This is a genomic window from Leifsonia sp. AG29 (assembly GCF_009765225.1).
In the GTDB taxonomy this organism is placed as follows: domain Bacteria; phylum Actinomycetota; class Actinomycetes; order Actinomycetales; family Microbacteriaceae; genus Leifsonia.
The window spans coordinates 1398731-1417088 of record NZ_VMSF01000001.1 but is presented as its reverse complement, the minus strand read 5'-3'; the positions used below and the strand labels follow the sequence as shown (position 1 = coordinate 1417088).

21 protein-coding genes, 2 tRNA genes, 1 pseudogene and 1 riboswitch are annotated in these 18358 nt (G+C 70.6%); of the genes and pseudogenes, 10 read left to right on the top strand and 14 right to left on the bottom strand.

Annotated features, from left to right (window positions below; all coding sequences use genetic code 11):
- Positions 1 to 25: 25 nt before the first annotated feature.
- From FPT20_RS06900 to msrA, 3 genes are all read right to left on the bottom strand, one after another.
- Positions 26 to 568 carry a DUF6993 domain-containing protein gene (locus FPT20_RS06900; RefSeq protein WP_158863837.1) on the bottom strand — a complete coding sequence of 181 codons (543 nt, stop codon included), beginning with the start codon at positions 566 to 568 and terminating at the stop codon, positions 26 to 28.
- Between the two features lie 31 nt (positions 569 to 599).
- On the bottom strand, positions 600 to 1037 hold the full coding sequence (locus FPT20_RS06895; protein WP_158863835.1) for a single-stranded DNA-binding protein: 438 nt from the start codon (positions 1035 to 1037) through the stop codon (positions 600 to 602).
- 134 nt (positions 1038 to 1171) lie between these two features.
- Positions 1172 to 1696, bottom strand: coding sequence for a peptide-methionine (S)-S-oxide reductase MsrA (gene msrA, locus FPT20_RS06890; protein WP_158863833.1), 525 nt, complete (start codon positions 1694 to 1696; stop codon positions 1172 to 1174).
- A 127-nt stretch (positions 1697 to 1823) separates the two neighbouring features.
- Here msrA and FPT20_RS06885 point away from each other — a divergent pair, with 127 nt between their 5' ends.
- Entirely contained in the window at positions 1824 to 2525 is a 702-nt protein-coding gene (locus tag FPT20_RS06885) for a hypothetical protein (RefSeq protein WP_233265422.1), read from the top strand.
- A 104-nt stretch (positions 2526 to 2629) separates the two neighbouring features.
- Here FPT20_RS06885 and nadE read toward each other — a convergent pair whose 3' ends face one another.
- On the bottom strand, positions 2630 to 3469 hold the full coding sequence (gene nadE, locus FPT20_RS06880) for an ammonia-dependent NAD(+) synthetase (RefSeq protein WP_158863831.1): 840 nt from the start codon (positions 3467 to 3469) through the stop codon (positions 2630 to 2632).
- A gap of 54 nt (positions 3470 to 3523) precedes the next feature.
- The gene (locus FPT20_RS06875; protein ID WP_158863829.1) at positions 3524 to 4378 is read right to left on the bottom strand and encodes a LysR substrate-binding domain-containing protein; all 855 of its coding nucleotides are present in this window, start codon (positions 4376 to 4378) and stop codon (positions 3524 to 3526) included.
- A gap of 157 nt (positions 4379 to 4535) precedes the next feature.
- On the opposite strand from FPT20_RS06875, the pseudogene FPT20_RS06870 reads away from it, so the two are divergent.
- Together FPT20_RS06870 and FPT20_RS06865 are read left to right on the top strand one after the other, a co-directional pair.
- A pseudogene (locus tag FPT20_RS06870) lies at positions 4536 to 5840 on the top strand (MFS transporter).
- Positions 5841 to 5904: 64 nt separating this feature from the next.
- A tRNA-Arg gene (locus FPT20_RS06865) sits at positions 5905 to 5977 on the top strand.
- Positions 5978 to 6056: 79 nt separating this feature from the next.
- On the opposite strand, the gene FPT20_RS06860 is transcribed toward FPT20_RS06865, so the two are convergent.
- Positions 6057 to 6359: a thioredoxin family protein gene (locus FPT20_RS06860; protein ID WP_158863827.1), complete on the bottom strand. Its 303-nt coding sequence runs from the start codon at positions 6357 to 6359 to the stop codon at positions 6057 to 6059.
- Between the two features lie 87 nt (positions 6360 to 6446).
- Here FPT20_RS06860 and FPT20_RS06855 point away from each other — a divergent pair, with 87 nt between their 5' ends.
- The 3 genes from FPT20_RS06855 (at position 6447) to FPT20_RS06845 (ending at position 8029) form a co-directional block, all read left to right on the top strand.
- A complete protein-coding gene (locus FPT20_RS06855; protein WP_442786479.1) occupies positions 6447 to 7271 on the top strand; it encodes an SGNH/GDSL hydrolase family protein in 825 nt (274 codons plus the stop codon).
- 9 nt (positions 7272 to 7280) lie between these two features.
- The gene (gene orn, locus FPT20_RS06850; protein ID WP_158863824.1) at positions 7281 to 7904 is read left to right on the top strand and encodes an oligoribonuclease; all 624 of its coding nucleotides are present in this window, start codon (positions 7281 to 7283) and stop codon (positions 7902 to 7904) included.
- Positions 7905 to 7953: 49 nt separating this feature from the next.
- Positions 7954 to 8029 (top strand) — tRNA-His (locus FPT20_RS06845).
- 63 nt (positions 8030 to 8092) lie between these two features.
- On the opposite strand, the gene FPT20_RS06840 is transcribed toward FPT20_RS06845, so the two are convergent.
- Positions 8093 to 8635, bottom strand: coding sequence for an ArsR/SmtB family transcription factor (locus FPT20_RS06840; protein ID WP_158863822.1), 543 nt, complete (start codon positions 8633 to 8635; stop codon positions 8093 to 8095).
- A gap of 82 nt (positions 8636 to 8717) precedes the next feature.
- On the opposite strand from FPT20_RS06840, the gene FPT20_RS06835 reads away from it, so the two are divergent.
- From FPT20_RS06835 to FPT20_RS06825, 3 genes are all read left to right on the top strand, one after another.
- Positions 8718 to 9983 (top strand): MFS transporter, encoded by a 1266-nt coding sequence (locus tag FPT20_RS06835; RefSeq protein ID WP_233265625.1) that lies wholly within the window; start codon positions 8718 to 8720, stop codon positions 9981 to 9983.
- Between the two features lie 339 nt (positions 9984 to 10322).
- Positions 10323 to 11126 carry a hypothetical protein gene (locus FPT20_RS06830; RefSeq protein ID WP_158863818.1) on the top strand — a complete coding sequence of 268 codons (804 nt, stop codon included), beginning with the start codon at positions 10323 to 10325 and terminating at the stop codon, positions 11124 to 11126.
- 101 nt (positions 11127 to 11227) lie between these two features.
- Positions 11228 to 11581 (top strand): metallopeptidase family protein, encoded by a 354-nt coding sequence (locus tag FPT20_RS06825; RefSeq protein ID WP_158863816.1) that lies wholly within the window; start codon positions 11228 to 11230, stop codon positions 11579 to 11581.
- A 10-nt stretch (positions 11582 to 11591) separates the two neighbouring features.
- Here FPT20_RS06825 and FPT20_RS06820 read toward each other — a convergent pair whose 3' ends face one another.
- From FPT20_RS06820 to FPT20_RS06790, 7 genes are all read right to left on the bottom strand, one after another.
- On the bottom strand, positions 11592 to 11870 hold the full coding sequence (locus FPT20_RS06820) for a hypothetical protein (RefSeq protein ID WP_158863814.1): 279 nt from the start codon (positions 11868 to 11870) through the stop codon (positions 11592 to 11594).
- Positions 11867 to 12520 (bottom strand): ATP-binding protein, encoded by a 654-nt coding sequence (locus FPT20_RS06815; protein WP_158863812.1) that lies wholly within the window; start codon positions 12518 to 12520, stop codon positions 11867 to 11869. Before FPT20_RS06815 ends, FPT20_RS06820 begins: the two co-directional genes overlap by 4 nt.
- Positions 12504 to 13283, bottom strand: a complete 780-nt coding sequence (locus FPT20_RS06810; RefSeq protein WP_158863810.1) for an energy-coupling factor transporter transmembrane component T family protein — start codon at positions 13281 to 13283, stop codon at positions 12504 to 12506. Before FPT20_RS06810 ends, FPT20_RS06815 begins: the two co-directional genes overlap by 17 nt.
- Positions 13280 to 14803, bottom strand: coding sequence for an ABC transporter ATP-binding protein (locus FPT20_RS06805; RefSeq protein WP_158863808.1), 1524 nt, complete (start codon positions 14801 to 14803; stop codon positions 13280 to 13282). The genes FPT20_RS06810 and FPT20_RS06805 overlap by 4 nt, the downstream gene beginning before the upstream one ends.
- Before the next feature lie 2 nt (positions 14804 to 14805).
- Entirely contained in the window at positions 14806 to 15426 is a 621-nt protein-coding gene (locus tag FPT20_RS17955) for an ECF transporter S component (protein ID WP_158863806.1), read from the bottom strand.
- Between the two features lie 50 nt (positions 15427 to 15476).
- Positions 15477 to 15578: riboswitch (TPP riboswitch) on the bottom strand.
- A 27-nt stretch (positions 15579 to 15605) separates the two neighbouring features.
- Positions 15606 to 15938: a spore germination protein GerW family protein gene (locus tag FPT20_RS06795; RefSeq protein ID WP_158863804.1), complete on the bottom strand. Its 333-nt coding sequence runs from the start codon at positions 15936 to 15938 to the stop codon at positions 15606 to 15608.
- 61 nt (positions 15939 to 15999) lie between these two features.
- On the bottom strand, positions 16000 to 17274 hold the full coding sequence (locus FPT20_RS06790; RefSeq protein WP_158863802.1) for a DNA polymerase IV: 1275 nt from the start codon (positions 17272 to 17274) through the stop codon (positions 16000 to 16002).
- Between the two features lie 56 nt (positions 17275 to 17330).
- Between FPT20_RS06790 and FPT20_RS06785 the strand changes: the two genes are divergently transcribed.
- A complete protein-coding gene (locus FPT20_RS06785) occupies positions 17331 to 18335 on the top strand; it encodes an aldo/keto reductase family protein (protein WP_158863800.1) in 1005 nt (334 codons plus the stop codon).
- The last annotated feature ends 23 nt before the right edge of the window (positions 18336 to 18358 follow it).

The window sequence follows — 18358 nt, the reverse complement described above, 5'->3', positions numbered from 1 at the left end:
CCGCTCGTCGCGAAGCCCGGGCAGGTCACCAGTCGATGGGCCGCGTCTGCCCGATCAGGCACCGGCCCGTCGAGAGCACGGGACCGACCATGCTGCTGTAGCCGCCCGCGTCCGCTCCGTTCTGCCCGATGAGACAGGCGTCGCCGAGCCGTACCGAGAACTGGATGGAGCCCGGCTCGAGGCCGATCGACGTCTGATCCGGGGTGACCTGCATCTGCGCCTTGGGGAACCCCGCAGCGACGAGCCCGTCGATGAAGTCGCGGCCCTTCGCGGCCGCGTTCGCCGCCAGGGTCGCTCGGTTGACCTGATCGAAGAACGCCCTGTTCTGGTCCGCGGTGCCCCCGGGCAGGAAGGCGCTGCCGGGTGCGGGCGTCGATCGATCCGTCGCCGTGGCGGATGGAGACGCCCCGCTCGACAGCGCGTGCGTCGGCGTCGGTGACGGAGACGCGGGCGACGTGCCCGCAGAAGAGCAGCCGACCAAGCTCACAACGAGAGCCAGGCCCACGACACCGCCCGCCGCCAGGGACCGTGCTCGGGCACGGCCGGTCGCGGCGGGCGGATAGGTCATGGTCCGCATCCTATGTCGGAGGCCGCCTCCCTCACGCCGCGACCGGTACCGACTCCGCCGGCTCGGCCTCCTGCTCCGAAGCGACGGGACCAGGCGCCGAAGCGGAGTCGGTCTCACCGCCGCCGCGCGTGAACTCGGAGCGACCCCACGAGAGGTCGTGCCCGATGCCGTCGGCCTCGATCTCGGCGGTGATCCCCCGCTGCTCCCCCGTCCACTCCCGGATGCAGAGCCTCCCGGAGACGACCACCGGATCGCCCTTGGAGACGCAGCCGGCCACGTTCGACGCGAGCCGCCGGAAGGAGCTGACGGTGTACCAGTTGGTGTCCGCGTCCTCCCACGACGAGGTGTCGCGGTTGAACCGCCGCCTGGTCGACACCAGCCGGAAGCTGGTGATCGGCAGCCCTCCCTCCGTGACGAGGTGGCGCGGCTCGGTCGCTACGAAGCCGCGGATGGTCACTGTCTCGGACATGTCGTCCCTCCTTCGTTCCCGCACCCCCGGCGGGCTCCTCCCACTGTCCGGCAGGGCGCGGATCGGCGGTCGGCGCGCGACGAATCTGTGCAGTCCTGGTGGTGATCAGGAAGATGTGGAGGAACGCCAGCGCGTCAGGCCGCGACGTACTCCGCGTAGGAGGCCCGGATCTTGTTGACCTTCGGGAGCGCCACGGCGAGGCAGTACCCCTGACCGGGGTTCTTGGCGAAGAAGTCCTGGTGGTACTCCTCGGCCCTGAAGAACGGGCCGAGGGGCTCGATCGTGGTCACGATGCCACCGTCCCAGTAGTCCGCGGCACGCTCCCGGGCCGCTTCGAAGAGGGCCTCCTGCTCCGCATCGGCGTAGAACATCGCCGACCGGTACTGCGTGCCGATGTCGTTGCCCTGCCGGTTCAGCTGCCGCGGGTCGTGAAGCGTGAAGAACACGTCGAGGATCACGCCCGGCGGAACGATCTCGGGGTCGAAGGTCACCGCTACGGCCTCGGCGTGGCCTGTCGTCCCGGTGCACACCTCCTCGTAGCTCGGATCGACGGTGCTGCCGCCGGTGTAGCCGGAGACGACGTCCTGCACGCCCCGGAGCACCCGGTACACCGCATCCAGGCACCAGAAGCACCCGCCCGCCAGCACGAAGGTCTGCATGGTCACTCTCCCAGCTCTCGCGATCGACCCTCCTATTCTGCTCCGTCCGGGCACCGCGGGCCGACGTTGTGCGACACAGCGCCCGTGCTCCACGGCTGAGCCCGGGCCCCCCGCTAGCATCAGCGCCATGCAGTGGTGGAACGACTTCGTCGATTGGTTCTCGTCACCGGCGGCTCGCCCGGTGATCTTCTACGCCGCGGTCCTCGCGATCGCCGTGATCCTCTCCGGTCTCATCGCCGCCTGGATCGCCCGGGGCACCGTCAAGGGGCTCCTCTCCCGTACCGACCGCCAGCAGAAGGCGTCGGCGATCGCCGCGCTCGTCGACGCCGCGACCGAGGCCTCCGTCTGGAACTCGCTGACTCCCGCCGAGCAGATCCTCTCGGACCGCGCCGTCGGGCAGGCCGACATCCTGGTACGCCTCCTCCCGATCAAGGGCGCGGGCGCCGCCGCCACGTGGGCCGGTCACCAGCTCGCCGAGATGAAGCGGGCGTCGGCGACCTTCGGGTACCAGCTCGACCCCGCAATCGCCGAGTTCCGCGACCGCCTCATCGAGTGGCAGAACAACCCGCGCCGCGCGCGCCGGATCTTCCAGAGCGACCTCGAGCGCTGGCGGTTCGAGAGCGCCGATCCGGACCGCTCGGTCATCGCCCAGCAGGACGAGTGGGTCGCGAAGCAGCACCACGAGCAGTACGCGACCCCGATCGAGGAGCCGGCAGGAGAACCGGAGCCGGTGTCCGCGATCCCGACCGCTCCGGCGCCGTTCGCCACCGTGCCGGCGACGCCGACCGACGACACGGCTCCCAGCGCGAGGCTCGGCCAGGCGGTCTGACCCGCCGGAGGGCGCCGACCACCCTGCGTCGACGGCGACGTCGAAGGGCTCCCGAACACAGCTGAAGGGCGCCGGCTCAGGCCGGCGCCCTTCCGTGTCTCAGGTCAGCGACTGTAGCTCGACTCGTGCCACCACTCGTCGAAGAGGGAAGCCGGGGGCTGCCGCTTGTGCTCGGTGGCGACGTAACGCGCCTCGATCGCCTCAGCGACCTCGTCGGCGACGTCCACGCCCTCGAGGAAGTCGTCGATGTCGTCGTAGCTCAGACCGAGGTTGTCCTCGTCGGTCTGCCCGGGGTTGAGATCGAGGAGATCCGCGGTCGGCGCCTTCTCGTAGAGCCGTGCGGGAGCGCCGAGGTGCTGGAGGAGCGCCTTGCCCTGCCGTTTGCTCAGCCCGGTGAGCGGCAGGATGTCGGTCCCTCCGTCGCCGTACTTCGTGAAGAAGCCGGTCACCGCCTCGGCGGCGTGGTCCGTCCCGACCACGAGGAGGCGTCGCTGACCGGCGATCGCGTACTGCGCGACCATCCGGATGCGCGCCTTCACGTTGCCCTTCGTGAAGTCGCTCATCGCCTCGCCGAGCGAGTCGGCGTACTCGGCCTCGACCCCGTCCGTGCCGCGCTGGATGTTGAACGAGACGGTCCGGTGAGGGCGGATGAACGAGAGCGCGAGCTGGGCGTCCTCCTCGTCCCGCTGAACGGCGTAAGGCAGCCGCACAGCGAAGAATTCGGCCTCGACGCCCTCGGCGGAGAGCCGCTCGACCGCGAGCTGCGTCAGCCGCCCGGCGAGGGACGAGTCCTGGCCGCCGCTGATGCCGAGCACGTAGCCGCTCGCACCGGTGGCCCGGAGATAGTCGGCCAGGAAGCCGACGCGTCGCTCGATCTCGGCGGCCGGGTCGATCGTCGGCTCGACGTGGAGTTCCTCGATGATTCTCGCCTGGAGTTCACGCATATGCACACGATAGCGCCGCCCGATTTCGAGCGTGTGAACGCCCGGGGCGGACGCTCAGGAGACCCGGGTGACAGCACGCGCCAGGATCGCGGTGGTCAGCGCCTCCACCGGCTCGCGGGCCGCCGACGGATTCGAGAGGAGGGTGAAGTCCACCTGACCGAGTTCGGGCAGGCCGAAGCGGTTGGTCACCTTGATCAGATCGGAGGGGATCAGCGATCGCGGGAAGACCGCGACCCCGATGCCGGCGCGCACGGCGGCCAGGACGCCGTTCACCTCCCGTGTGTTGCAGGTGATCCGCCACGTGCGGCCCGCCGCCTCCAACGCGTCGATGGCGGCCTGCCGGCTCAGGCTGGTGCCCTGATACGCGATGAGCGGAACGGGGCGCTCGGGGTCCAGCTCGGTCTTCTCCTGCCCCATCCACACCAGCTCGTCCGTGGCGACGACCGTGCCCTCCGTGGTGCCTGGCGTCTGCTTGATGAAGATGAGATCGAGCTGGCCGCCCTTCAGTTTGCGGTGGAGCGGGCCGGACTGATCGACGGTGAGCTCGAGGTTGATCTGCGGGTTCTGCTGCCGGAAGTGCCGGAGGATGCGCGGGAGGGTCGTGATGGCGAGGTCGTCCGCGGCGCCGAAGCGGAGGCGCCCCCGCATCGCCGAACCGCTGAAGTAGCTGTCGGCCTCCGCGAGGGCGGCGAGGATCGTGCGGGCGAAGCCCGCCATGGCGTCCCCGTTGTCGGTGAGGCGCACCTCCCTCGTGTCGCGCGCGATGAGCTGCCGCTTCGCCGCCTGCTCGAGCCGGCGCACGTGCTGGCTGACGGTCGGCTGGCTGATCCCGAGGCGGTGCGCCGCCCGGGTGAAGCTGCGCGTCTCGGCGACAGCGAGGAACGTGCGCAGGAGGACGGGATCGAGCATCGTGGGCACCCCATTCGCAAACCCAATAGGAGTTATAGGTCTGATTGACCAGAAGAATATCCGGTTCGCGCCTAACCTCGAAGGCATACGCATACGGAACCAGGGACGCAAGGACATCGTGACGAACACCAGCGCAGCAGCACCGCCGACCGGCCCCATGCAGGTCCTGGAGGCGCGACCGCCCTGGCGCGAGTCGTTCGCCTCCCTCCGGGTCCGCAACTACCGCCGCTTCGCGGCCGGGAACCTCGTCGCGAACACCGCCGTCTGGATGCAGCGCATCGCGATGGACTGGCTCGTCCTGCAGCTCTCGCACAGCGTGGCGGCGGTCGGCGTCACCGTCTTCATGTAGTTCACGCCGATGCTCCTGTTCGGGCTCTGGGGCGGCGTGATCACCGACCGCTACTCGAAGCAGCGCCTCCTCATCGTCACCCAGACCTGCGCAGCGGCCCTCGCGGCGCTCCTCGCCGCTCTGACGCTCTCCGGGGTCATCGAGGTCTGGCACGTCTACGTCATCTCTTTCGTCCTGGGCCTCGTCACCGTGGTCGACAACCCCGCGCGGCAGGTCTTCGTCAACGAGCTCGTCGGACCCCGCTATCTCCGGAACGCCATCAGCCTCAACTCCTCGATCTTCCAGCTGGGCGGACTGATCGGGCCTGCCCTGGGAGGCGTCCTCATCACGGCGGTCGGCGGCGGCTGGTCGTTCGTCATCAACGCGGCCGCCTGCCTCGCCGTCGTCGGCGCCCTGTTCTCCCTCCGCCGCTCCGAACTCCACGCCTCCCCCTCCGCACCGCGCGGCAAGGGGCAGCTCGCCGAGGGGATGCGCTATGTCGGGCGCAAGCCGGTCATCTTCTGGACGGTCGTCATGGTCGCCGTCATCTCGGTCTTCGCCTTCAACATGCCGGTCTTCCTCGCGGCGTACGCCAACGACGTCTACCGGGTCGGCGCGCAGGGATACGGGCTCTTCAACGCGCTCGTCGCGGCCGGCGCCCTCGCCGGCGCGCTCGCCTCGACCCGCCGGACGAGCGTGCGGTTGTCGATGGTCGTCGGAACCGCCGCCGCCCTCGGGATCGTCCAGGCTCTCGCCGGCTTCGCGCCCGGCGAACTCGCGTTCGGGATGCTCCTCGTGTGCGTCGGCATCGGCAACCTGCTGTTCATCACGGCAGCCAACTCGCTGGTGCAGATGTCGTCCAACGTGCAGATCCGCGGGCGCGTCGTGTCGCTCTACATCCTCGTCCTTCTGGGCGGCCAGGCGCTCGGCGGACCCCTCATGGGATGGATCGTCGAACAGACCGGACCGCACATCGCGATGGCCGTCTCCGGACTCGTCCCCGCCGCGGCTGCGGGAGTCGTTGCGCTGCTGATCGCGCGGCAGGCCAGCCTCCGCCTCCGCTTCGGGCTGCGCGGACGCCGGCCCGTCCTCGCGATCGTCACCAGGGCGGGCAAAGCCGGCGCCCACCTCTGAGACGCAGCACGCCGAGCGCCGGGCCGCCGGAACGGCCGCGGGCGCTGAGGTATCGTGGAGGCGCGCCCCCGTAGCTCAGCGGATAGAGCAGGAGCCTTCTAATCTCTTGGTCGCAGGTTCGATTCCTGCCGGGGGCACCCATGCGCCGGAGCGGCTCTCGCGGAGCCTTCTCATCTCTTGGTCGCAGGTTCGATTCCTGCCGGGGGCACCGCTGCGTCAGACCGCCTTCGCCGCCGCCACCAGCACCTGCTGCAGCGTCGGCACACCCTCGGCGCGGAACACTTCCGACCCGTCCCCGCGATGGACGATCACCGTCGGCGTGGAGCGGATGCCGTCGCGCTCCGCCAGGTCGGGATTCCGCGCGATGTCGCGCTCGGTCACGGCAAGGCGCGGCGAGACCCGCACCGCCTCGGCGAGGATCGCCCGGGTCTGCATGCACGGCTCGCAGAAGGCGGACGTATAGAGCGTCAGCCGAACCCTCCCGGTGTCCTCCGGGCCAACAGCCGGTGTCGAATCCACCGTTCCAGTGTACGTCGGGCCAATTCCGGACGACCATCGCCTCTGCTGCGGCCGTGCGTCACCCCGTGGCAACCCGCCCGGGCGAGGATGCGGAGCGTGAGCAGGACACCCTTCTCCCGGTACGTCGCACTCGGCGACTCGCTGACCGAGGGCCTCTGCGACGCGGCACCCCGGCGCCCCGGATCGTGGCTCGGCTGGGCCGACCGCCTCGCGGGGATCCTCGACGGCGACGCCCGGCTCGCGGGCCGATCGTTCGAGTTCGCGAATCTCGCCGTCCGCGGGCGGCGCATCGACGATGTCGTGGCCGACCAGATCCCGCATGCGCTCCGCCTTCAGCCCGATCTCGTGTCGGTGATGATCGGCGGCAACGACCTCATGAGCCCGGCGGCCGACCCTGATCTCCTCGCCGCCCGGCTGGAGTCGGGCGTCAGCGCACTGAGGAGCAGCGGCGCGACCGTGCTGCTCGCCAACGTCTTCGACCCTCAGTTCGCGTTCTTCCTGAAGCCCTTCCGGGGACGTGCCGCCGTGTTCAACGCGAACATCTGGAGCATCGCCCGCGACCACGGGGCGATCGTGCTCGACGTGTGGGGAGTCCGGGACTTCCAGGAGCCGTCGATGTGGGCGTCCGACCGCGTGCATCTCAGCGCGCGCGGCCACCGCCTCCTCGCCAGCCGAGCGGCGCACACGCTCGGCGTCCCTTACGCCGAGGTGACGACGGAGCCGTTCGGCGAGACCGGCGCGGCGCCCTCCGACGAGGTCCCGTTCCGGACGTGGCTCCGGAGGTACGCGTTCCCCTGGGTGGCTCGTCGCCTGCGCCGCATCTCGGCGGGCGACGGACTCGGTCCCAAGCTGCCCGTGCCGCAGCCGATCGGCCCGTTCGAGCCCGCGGGGCCCGTCGGAGGGCGGCACTAGACTTCGAGCATGGCAACCTCCTCGGATCGGCTGGTGTGGATCGACTGCGAGATGACGGGTCTCGACCTCGAGGTCGACGAGCTCGTCGAGATCGCCGTGGTCATCACCGACTTCGACCTCAACGTGCTCGACCCGGGCCTGAACATCGTGATCAAGCCCGACGACTCGGCCCTCACGGGCATGAGCGAGTTCGTCCGGCAGATGCACACGACGTCGGGGCTCATCGACGAGATCCCGAACGGCAAGAGCCTCGCCGAGGCGGAGTACGAGGTGCTCGAGTACGTCCTGAGGTTCGCCCCCACCGCCCGCACCGCGCCGCTCGCAGGGAACACCATCGGCACCGACCGGATGTTCATCGCGAAGTTCATGCCTCGCCTCGACACCCACCTCCACTATCGGAACGTCGACGTCTCGTCGATCAAGGAGCTCGCCCGCCGCTGGTTCCCGCGCATCTACTTCAACGCACCCGAGAAGAACGGCGGCCACCGCGCGCTCGCCGACATCCTCGAATCCATCCGCGAACTCGACTACTACCGCCGCGCCGCCTTCGTCGGCGAACCCGGGCCGACCACCGAGGAGACGCAGGCCGCGTCCGCCGCCGTAGTGGAAAAATGGTCCTCCCGGATGTATTAGAATCGATGAGTTGCCTCGGCCGGAGCGCAGATCCGGCACGAGCACCATGGTGGGTATAGCTCAGTTGGTAGAGCGCCTGGTTGTGGTCCAGGAGGTCGCGGGTTCAAGCCCCGTTACTCACCCCACAGAACGAACGCCCCGGTCGTCGCGACCGGGGCGTTCGTCGTTCCGCCGGAGGCCTGCGCGACTCAGCCCGACGTGCGATGGAGGACGAACATGCCGCCGTACAGCGGGCGACCCGTCCGCACCGCTTCCGTCTCGACGAACTCGTCGATGACCGCGACGATCCTCCGGTCCAGCTCCCGGAGATCCTCGTCGGAGAGATGGAGCGCGAACCGAGCGTACGTGGCGATCGCCTCGGGGCCGGCCTCCGCCAGTTCCTCCTGAAACGCGGCGATCGGCGCGGTCCCAGTCGGCCCGTCGGAGCCTTCCACCGGCGATGACAGCCACCAGCTGAGCCCCGTCGAACGGTACGGCTTCTCGAGCGCACCACTCGGACCGCTTCGCACGGGGCCGGGCTCGAGGAAGCCCGCGGCCGTCAGCCGGCGCACGTGGTACAGCGCAGTACCGGGGTCGATGCCCAGCCGCTCGGCGAGCTCCTTGTTGGTCCATTCCCCGTTTCCGCAGAGCCGCAGGATGCGCAACCGGAGAGGGTGCGACAGTGCCTTCAGTTCCCGGGCGGTCGCCGGTCGCCGTTTCGCCTCGGGGTCCCGCTCAGGAGGGATGGACATGCCGCCATGGTAACGCCCGTTGGGCGTTCTGCCATCGATTGAGAAATCTCCATCGTGATGTCAGACTGACCTCGTGACCACGATGAAGCTCGGTTCGCGCTACTGGCGGCTCTGGACCTCCGCCGGCCTGTCGAACCTCGCCGACGGAGTCATGAAGGTCGCGCTGCCCCTCGTGGCCGTCAGGTACACCCACTCTCCGGTGCTCATAGCCGGACTCGGCTTCGCCTTCACGCTTCCGTGGCTGCTCTTCGCCCTCGTGGCCGGTGCGCTCGCCGACCGGTGGGACCGACGCCGGCTCATGCTGATCGCCAACACCGCGCGCGCCGTCCTCCTGGCACTCCTGACCGTCGCGACGGTTTGCGCCGCCGGCTCGATCTGGCTGCTCTACGCGGCGGCGATCTGCATCGGGGTCGCCGAGACGATCTACGACACGTCGTCGCAGTCGATCCTCCCGCAGCTGGTCGAGCGGCGTGCGCTGTCGCGGGCCAATGGGAGGCTGTACGCGGCCGACCTCACCGCGAATCAGTTCGTCGGGCCTCCCCTCGGCGGCCTCCTCGTGGCTGTCGGCGTTGCAGCAGCCTTCGGCGCGCCCGTGCTGCTCTGGATCGTCGCGATCGTCGTCCTGCTCCTCGTGCCGGGTCGTTTCGTCAGCGGTCACGCGCGGAGCACCACGATCCGTGCCGACATCGCCGAGGGGCTCCGCTACCTGAGGCGCAGCACGCTGCTCCGGACCCTCGCCGTCATGGTGGGCGGTTTCAACTTCGCGAGCAGCGCGGTCTTCACCGTTTTCGTGCTCTACGCCGTCGGACCGGATTCGGCGATGAAGCTCACCGACCCGGGATACGGCCTCCTGCTGACCGCGTCCGCGGCCGGGAGCGTCCTCGGCACCTTCCTCGCCGAACCCGCCGAGCGCCTGCTCGGCCGGGCGCGCTCGCTCGCGCTGACGATCGTCGGCTCGCTGCTGACGGTCGCGGTTCCGGGCTTCACCCGCAGTGCCGTCGTCATCGGAATCGGTTTCTTCGTGGGCGGAATCACGGTTTCCGTATGGAACGTGATAACCGTCTCACTCCGGCAGAGGGTCACTCCCCATCGCCTTCTCGGGCGCCTGAACAGCGCGTACCGGCTCCTCGCCTGGGGGTCGATGCCCCTCGGTGCCGCCGCTGGCGGGGCGATCGCCCAGATATGGGGCCTGAGCTGGGTTTTTCTTTCGATGGGGGCGCTGATGCTCCTTCAGCTCGTCGGCATGATCTGGGTTACGGACCGCCGCATGGACGAGGCGGAGGCTGCGGCCGCGGAAGCCGAGGCGCGCGAGTCCGACGGCGCTGAGGCCACGATCGCCGAGCGCTGACGCACACACGACCTTCTCAGGTTCTCCGCCCCAACTGTCCAGAATCACCGCCTAGCGTCGTCTGCTGACGGCCCCGAATGCCGTCCGTGCCACGTCGGCGGGCATCCTCCCCAACCCCCCTCATCGACCCGGATGCCTCCTGGATGCGCGGCACACCCGCACCGCACACCGCGCCACCCGGATGAACGCACTCCGGGTTAGGACGACCACGTCCTGGGCGCACCTCCCGTGTGAGGTGGCGGTTCCAGCCCGTCGGGCCGCTCCGGAAGAACGGTCCTGGGCGTGCGCCCGCTCGCAGACGCGGCCACGCCAGGCGGGGAAACCCGACCCAGGAAGCCCATGCTTACTTCTCTTCGTACTGCCCTGAAATCCAGCCCGCTCTCATTCGGCCGCATCGTCACCGGCGCGGCCGCCGTCCTCATGAGCGCCAGCATCCTCGCGCCGGCGCTCGCGAACCAGCAGGAGAGCGTGCGCGAGACGACCGCCCTCGCCCAGGGCACCGGGATGCACCGCGAGCAGCTCTCCATCTACGACAAGATCGTGCGCGACCGTCTGGAAGCCGAGGCGAAGACGACCATCGCCGGCGCCCAGGCGACTGTCGCGGCGAACCAGTCGAAAACCGATGCGACCGCCGCCAAGACCGAGCTCGCCGGACTGACCTCATTCACCAAGCTCGGCGACTCCGAGCTCCGGAAGAAGATCGACAGCACCAAGGCGGCTGCCAGCGCTCTGGCGGCAGCGGGTGCCGAGGCGGACAGGCAGGCCGCTGCCGCAGCGGCCGCCGCCGCCCAGGCGGCAGCGCAGGCCGCGGCCGAGGCCGCAGCTCGTGCCAACACGCCCGACGGAGCGAAGGCCGTCGCGGCGAGCATCGCCTCCAGCCAGTACGGGTGGGGATCCGACCAGTTCCAGTGCCTGAGCAACCTCTGGCAGAAGGAGTCCGGGTGGAACTACCAGGCCTCCAACGGCAGCAGCGGCGCCACCGGTATCCCGCAGGCCCTGCCCGGCAGCAAGATGGCCGCGTTCGGGACCGACTGGGCGACGAACGCCACGACCCAGATCAAGTGGGGGCTCGACTACATCTCGCGCTCCTACGGGACGCCGTGCTCGGCGTGGGGGCACTCGCAGGCCGTCAACTGGTACTGAGCTCCCTCCGGACGGCCCCGGTAGACTCGCGCGGGTGATCACCACCCACGCGGTCTCCGGGGCCTTTCGTCGTCCGCGCGTCCGGAGCGGGGAGTCCTGACGTGGCGCTTCACCTCGACGCGCACGCCTTCGAGCAGCTCGTCACCGACGAGCTCGACCGCCTCCCCGACGACATGGTCGACGGCCTCGAGAACGTGGTCTTCGTCGTCGAGGACCGGCCGGAGGACGGGTCGCTCGACCTGCTCGGGCTCTACGACGGCGTCGCGCTCACCGAACGCGATCGATACGGCTTCGGTGAGATGCCGGACCGGATCGTCCTGTACCGGGAGCCGCTCCTGGCGATCTCAGCCGATGAGGCCGAACTGCGCGATCAAGTGCATGTGACGCTCGTGCACGAGATCGGCCATTACTACGGCATCGACGACGAACGGCTCCACGAGCTCGGATGGGCTTAGCCCAGGCCGCTCACGCTCCGTAGCCGAAGACGGACTCGTCCTCCTGGTCGGCCTCGACCGGGTCCGAGTCCGGGGCGTCGAAGTGGTACTTCACGTACTTCTCCCCGCCGACCTCCCGCTCCTCGCCGGCGACGTACCAGAAAGTCGACTCGAGACCCTCGACGGCCGCGATCGCGCCGATCCGCTCGTCGACCTTGCCGCCGACGAGGAAGCGCCGTTCGGCGGTCCCGGCCAGCGGGCCGTCCACGTACTCGACGACGTATTCAGGGTCCTGTCGTTCCTCAGTCATGCCTCAACGTTAGTCCCGGTCGGCTGGTTCGCGAGGGTGCCGAACGGCCAAGCCGTGATGTCGACCACGACGTCGGCGTTCTCTCTCGGGTTCTCGCGCGCGAGATAGCGCTCGAATTCGTCCTGCCACTGATCCCAGTGAGCGGCGAACGTCTCGCCGTCCCGCGCGATGGCGCGCGCCCTGCGGAGCTCGTCGTCGGCGTCGAGCCAGATGCCCAGATCGGCCAGCTCGGCGTTGGGGCGCGAGAGGGTGCCGCAGCCCTCCACGATGAGCGGCTCGCTGCCGCGCACCGTCTCCCACTCCCCCGGACGGTCCGCCGCCCAGTCCCAGCGCCTCCACCGGCCCGAGCCCGTGGCTCGCAGCGGAACGAGGAGCTCCGCGCCGAGCGCAACGCTTCCGGCGTCCAGCCCGTCCCAACCCGGGTAGAGGTCATCCATCCGCACGAGCCTCGGCTCACCGGGCGCGGACCAGGACGCGAGCAGGTGATCGGCCAGGCTGCTCTTGCCGGCCCCGCTCGGACCGTCGATGAGGATGATCGGGAGGCGGTTCCGCGTGCGCGCCTCCATCACGGCCCGGCCGACCGTCCGCTCCAGCACGTCGAGCCCTGCGGTCCACGCCGCGGGCTCGGCCGAGTCAGCCGAGCGGCGCATTCCAGCTCCCCACAGCGATGGCCACCCCGGCCGCGGTCGCCGCGATCGCGCAGGCCACCCCGAGCGCCGCCCAGTCCCGGCGGCGGAAGCGCGACGGTCGAGCCCAGGTGCGGCGGACGGGAGAGCCGAAACCGCGCGCCTCCATCGCCGTGGCGAGCTTCGTCCCCCGACGGATCGAGAGCACGAAGAGCGCGAAGGCCTGCCCGGCCATCCGACGGGCCGCTCCCGACTCGGCGACGCCCCGCGCGCGCCGCGCGAGCGTCAGAGCGCGCCAGTCGTCGACGAAGAGCCCGACCAGCCGGAAGCCTGCCAACGCTCCGAGGACGAACCGCGCCGGGAGGCGCACGAGCTGCGCGAGGCCGTCGGCGAGATCGGTCGGATCGATCGTGATGAACAGCAGGACGGCCGGCAGTCCCACGGCGAGGATGCGCAGCGTCGTCGCCAAGGCGAGCTCGAGCGAACCGGAGCTGATCTCGACCGCCCACCATTGGACGAAGACGGTCCCCGAGGTCTGTCCGTACAGAGCCGTCGTCACCCCCGCCAGCGGCGCGGCGGCCCACACCGGTGCCGTGCGAGCGAGGAGGATGCGCGGCGGGATCGCGGCGAAGCACAGGAGGAGCCCCTCCAGGACGAGCGCCACCCCTGCCGAGACGGGATCGATCGAGAGCAGCAGCACGACGCTCACGATCACGGCTGCCCCGACCGAGGCCACCGGGTTGAGCGTCGCCAGCGGCCCCTGCCGGACAGGCTGGAGGAGCGTCATGCCGACACCTCCGCCGGAGAGGCGAGTCGCAGCTCTGCGGCGCCGACGGCGGCGATGAAGGCGTCGTCGTGCGTGGCGGCCACGATCGCGTGCCCCTCGGCCCGCAGACCGACGATGAGGTCGACGAGGCTGCGCCACGTGTTCGCGTCCTGACCGAACGTCGGTTCGTCCAGGAGGAGCAGCCGGGGCCTCGTGGCGAGAGCGGTTCCGACGGAGAGGCGCCGCTTCTGACCGCCGGAGAGGGTGAACGGGTTCGCATCGGCGAGCTCCGTCAGGAACAGGCCGGCGAGCAGCGCGTCGACCCGCTCCTCCACCTCGGAGGCCGGGAGGCGCAACGCCCGCGGACCGGCGGCCAGCTCGTCCCGGACCCGGGACGTGAGGAACTGATGCTCGGGATCCTGGAAGACGCTCCCGATCCGGGTGAGCAGCTCCCGTGATGCCCACTCCGCCGGCCGGACCGACGCCTGCCCGGCGAGCGCGGAGTGCGCCTCGAGCGTCCCCCCGAACACCGGCAGCAGGCCGCCGAGCGTGAGGGCGAGCGTGGACTTCCCGCTGCCGTTCCGCCCGGTGAGCGCCAGGGCCGAGCCCTCGGCGAGGTCCAGGTCGACGTGGTGGGGAAGCGCGATGCCGGTCGCGCGTCGTGCGGCACGACGCGAGCGACCCCAGCGGCGCTGGCCGGTGATCGCGGGACCCCGGCCGAACACGAGACCACGAGCGGTCAGGAGGCGCTCCCCCGGTTCGATCAGGGGCGGAGTCGCCTCGCCGGCCCCGGTCAGCCAGACGCCGGCGCGTGCGAGCTCGCCCGACGGGTCCGCGAGGACGGCATCCGGCGGGCCGTCGGCCAGGACGCCGCCGTCCGGATCCAGCACGACCACGCGGTCGACGATCTCCCGCCAGAGGTCGACCCGGTGCTCGACGACGATCGCCGTGGCGCCCGTGGCGCGGAGGACCGCTCCGACGGCGTCCCGCACCTCGACCGCTGCCTCCGGATCGAGGTTGGCCGTCGGCTCATCGAGGAGGAGCAGTCCCGGCTGCATCGCGAGGAGGCCCGCGAGCGCCAGCCGCTGCTTCTGACCACCCGAGAGCTGCGAGGTCGGCCGGTCGAGCGGCAGGTCCAGGCCGACGCTCGCCAGCGCCCAGCCGACCCGTGGCCAGATCTGGTCGCGCGGCAGACCGATGTTCTCGCAGCCGAAGGCCACGTCGTCTCCGACGCGCGCCAGGACGATCTGCGACTCCGGGTCCTGGAGGAGCAACCCCGTCGTCCCGCGGGCCGCCGACGGCCGCGACCCGGCGACGGTCAGCGCACCCTCCGCCTCGCCGTCGTCGTCACCGCCGAGCACGCCGGCGAGCCCGGCGAGCAGGGTGCTCTTGCCGGCGCCGGAGGCACCGAGCAGGAGCACCCGCTCGCCGGGCTCCACCCGCAGCGTCAGCCCGCGGGCGGCCCAGGACCGGCGGCCGGAGTACCGCCAGCCCCAGTCGTCGGCGCGGACCGCCGCGGGTGCGCCGGGTCTCGTGGTCACGGTCAGACCCGCCCGGTCGCCTCTCGTCCGGCGGCGAACCTGGTGAGGGCACCGGTGCGCGCGAGTGCGCGGACGAGGAGCCAGGAGCCGAGGCCGGCGAACACGAGTCCGGAGACGATCGTGGTGATCGCATAGACGACGGCGAACTCGGGCTTCGACCCCGGATACCAGTACAGGAGGTCGAGGATCGACTCGCCAGCTCCGGCGCCGGCCCCGGCCAGCAACGCGGGCACGAGGCCCCAGCCTGCGTAGAGGAACAGGGCGAAGACCAGCTCGGCTCCGAGCCCTTGGACGAGGCCCGAATACAGCGTCGCGATGCCCCACTGGGTGCCGATCAGGGCCGACACGACCGCCGCAACGAGCTCGCCGTACAGCGCGGCTCCCGGCTTCCGGACGATGAGGGCGGTCAGGACGCCGGCGAACAGCCACGGTCCGTTGAGGATGCCCTGGAAACCGGGCGCCACGGCCGTGACCGGACCGGAGATCGGGTTCTGGAGGAGATCCCAGACCCAGAAGACGACGCCCGAGGCGACCGCGACGACGCTGGCCACGACGATGTCGACGACACGCCAGCGGAGGACGCGTGCCGGCCGCGCGGCGGTGGATGCGATGGATGACTGCACTTGCGTGCCCCTTCTCTCGATGCCTTCGCCACCATGACGAAGCAGGGCACGGGATTCGTGAGATGCCTCCCTGCGCTGGCATGACCCAGATCAGGTTCGACGGTCGAAGCTTGGAGCAGCTTCCTCTCAGCCCGGCACACCGGACTCCCGTGTTCGGGCTCCAGTGTAGTACCGGGCTGCTACTTCTTCAGCGCGCGGATCACCCGGGCCCAGGCGTGACCGGTGACCCACATGAACGGGATCCCGACCGCGAGAAGCGTGATGAGGTTCGGCCGGAAGCGCACGCCGGTCTCGTCGGCGACATAGGCGCCGAAGGGCACGGCGACACCGCCGCCGCCGGCGCCGCCGGGCGCGTCCTCGCCCGAGTCGCCGCCGGAGCCTGCGCCGAAGCCGAACTGCACGGCCGCCACCGGGACGACCGTCGTCCCGTCGACGACCACCGGCTCGCCGTAGACCGACTTGATGCCGGAGGAGGTCATGAGCTCGGCGATTCTGAGGGAGAAGTTCGTCATGCCCTCACGGTAGCGCGGGCGTCCGACCCTGACCAGGGCCCGGTGACGCGGGCGGCGCCGACTAGTCGCTCAGCCAGCGGGGGTTGCGGCCGTCCTGCTCGGCGCGTTCAGCGTCGCGGGAGCGGCGGACCAGCGAGGCGGGACCGATCACCCCTCGACCGAAGCGGGCGCTCACGGCGTCGAGGGCCCGTTCGGTCTCGCGCCACTCCTCGTCCGGGTCCCACAGCGCGAGAGCGTCGCCTCCCGCCTCCATGAGCTGCTCGGCCCGGACGCCGATCAGCCGGATCGGAGTGGCGCGGAGGTCGACGCCGATGGTCTCGAACACGTCCCATGCCTCCTCGAAGAGCCGCCGCCCCACGTTGGTCGGCTCGGCGAGGGTGCGCGACCGCGTGATCGTCCTGAAGTCGGAGTACCGGACCTTGATCGACACCGTCCGGCCGACCAGCCCGTGGCTCCGGAGGCGCTCCCCGACCCGTCCGGAGAGCCGCAGGAGTTCCCGGCGCAGCGTGTCGGCGTCGTCCACGTCGACCGAGAACGTGTTCTCGTGACCGATGCTCTTCTCACGGGACTCCGGCGTGACCCGGCGGGCGTCGCGCCCGTTGGCGAGGGAGTGGAGGCGGCGGGCCGAGGCCTCCCCGACCGCCCGCTGGAGAACCTGGACCGGGGCGTCGGCGATGTCGGCGACCGTCCGCATCCCCATCCGCTCGAGCTGGGCCTGGGTGCTCGCGCCCACTCCCCAGAGGGCGCCGACCGGGAGCGGGCGCAGGAAGGCGATCGTGTCTGCGGGCGGGATCACCAGGAGGCCGTCCGGCTTGGCCCGGCCGGAGGCGAGCTTCGCCATGAACTTCGTGCCCGCGACGCCGACCGAGCAGGTCAGGCCCGTCTCGTCCCGGACGCGCGCGCGGACGAGCTCTGCGATGCGCCGCGGAGAGCCCAGGAGGCGTCGCGCACCGGCCACATCGAGGAAGGCCTCGTCGATGCTCAACGGCTCGACGAGCGGTGTGACCTCTTGGAAGATCCGCATCACAGCGCGCGAGTACTGCGTGTACTTCTCGTAGTGCGGCGGGAGGATGATCGCCGTCGGGCACAGCCGGAGCGCCTGCGACATCGGCATCGCGCTCCGCACGCCGAACTTGCGGGCCTCGTAGGTCGCGCTGGTGACGACGCCCCGCCCTCCCGCGTGCCCGACGATCGCGGGCTTGCCCCGCGCGTCCGGACGCTCCAGAAGCTCCACCGACGCGAAGAAGGCATCCATGTCGACATGCAGGATCGTCGCCTCGGCGTCGTCGACCTCGCCGGTCGTCACCCGCCGGTCGCTGCCGTCCGCTGGTCCCACTGGTCCAGCTTGCCACCGGCAGCCGACAGTCGGGCCCCGCGAGTAGCGTTGCCCCCATGGAATTCCGATACCTCGGCAACAGCGGACTCAAGATCTCCGAGATCATCTACGGCAACTGGCTCACCCACGGCTCGCAGGTCGAGAACGACGTCGCGACGCAGTCGGTGCGCGCGGCGCTCGACGCCGGGATCACCACGTTCGACACGGCCGACGCGTACGCCAACACCGTCGCCGAGAAGGTGCTCGGCGACGCCCTGCGCGGCGAGCGTCGCGCCTCCCTCGAGATCTTCACCAAGGTGTACTGGCCGACCGGGCCGAAGGGTCACAACGACGTCGGTCTCTCGCGGAAGCACATCCTCGAGTCGATCGACGGCTCCCTCGAACGGCTCGGCACCGACTACGTCGACCTCTACCAGGCGCACCGGTACGACAGCGAGACGCCGCTGGAGGAGACCATGCAGGCGTTCGCCGACGTGGTACGCGCCGGCAAGGCGCTCTACATCGGGGTGAGCGAGTGGAACGCGAGCCAGCTCCGCGCCGGCCACGCTCTCGCGAAGGAGCTCGGCTTCCAGCTCATCTCGAACCAGCCGCAGTACTCGATGCTCTGGCGGGTCATCGAGAAGGAGGTGGTCCCCGCCTCGGCCGAACTGGGCATCTCGCAGATCGTCTGGTCACCGGTCGCGCAGGGCGTCCTCACCGGCAAGTACCAGCCGGGCGAACAGCCTCCGGCGGGCACCCGCGCCGCGGACGAGAAGGGCGGCGCCAACGCCATCCGCTCCTTCCTCCGCGACGATGTGCTGTCCTCCGTGCAGCGGCTCAAGCCGGTCGCCGACGAGCTGGGCATCACCATGGCGCAGCTCGCGGTCGCCTGGGTGCTGCAGAACCCGAACGTGGCCGGTGCGATCGTCGGGGCGTCCCGCCCCGAGCAGGTGTCCTCCAACGCGGCCGCCGCCGGGATCCGCCTCTCGGGCGACGTCCTCGCCCGGATCGACGAGGCGGTCGGCGACGTGGCGGAGACCGACCCGGCGCTGACGACCTCGCCGGCCAAGCGCCCCGCCTGAACCGTCCGAGACCGGGCTCCCCC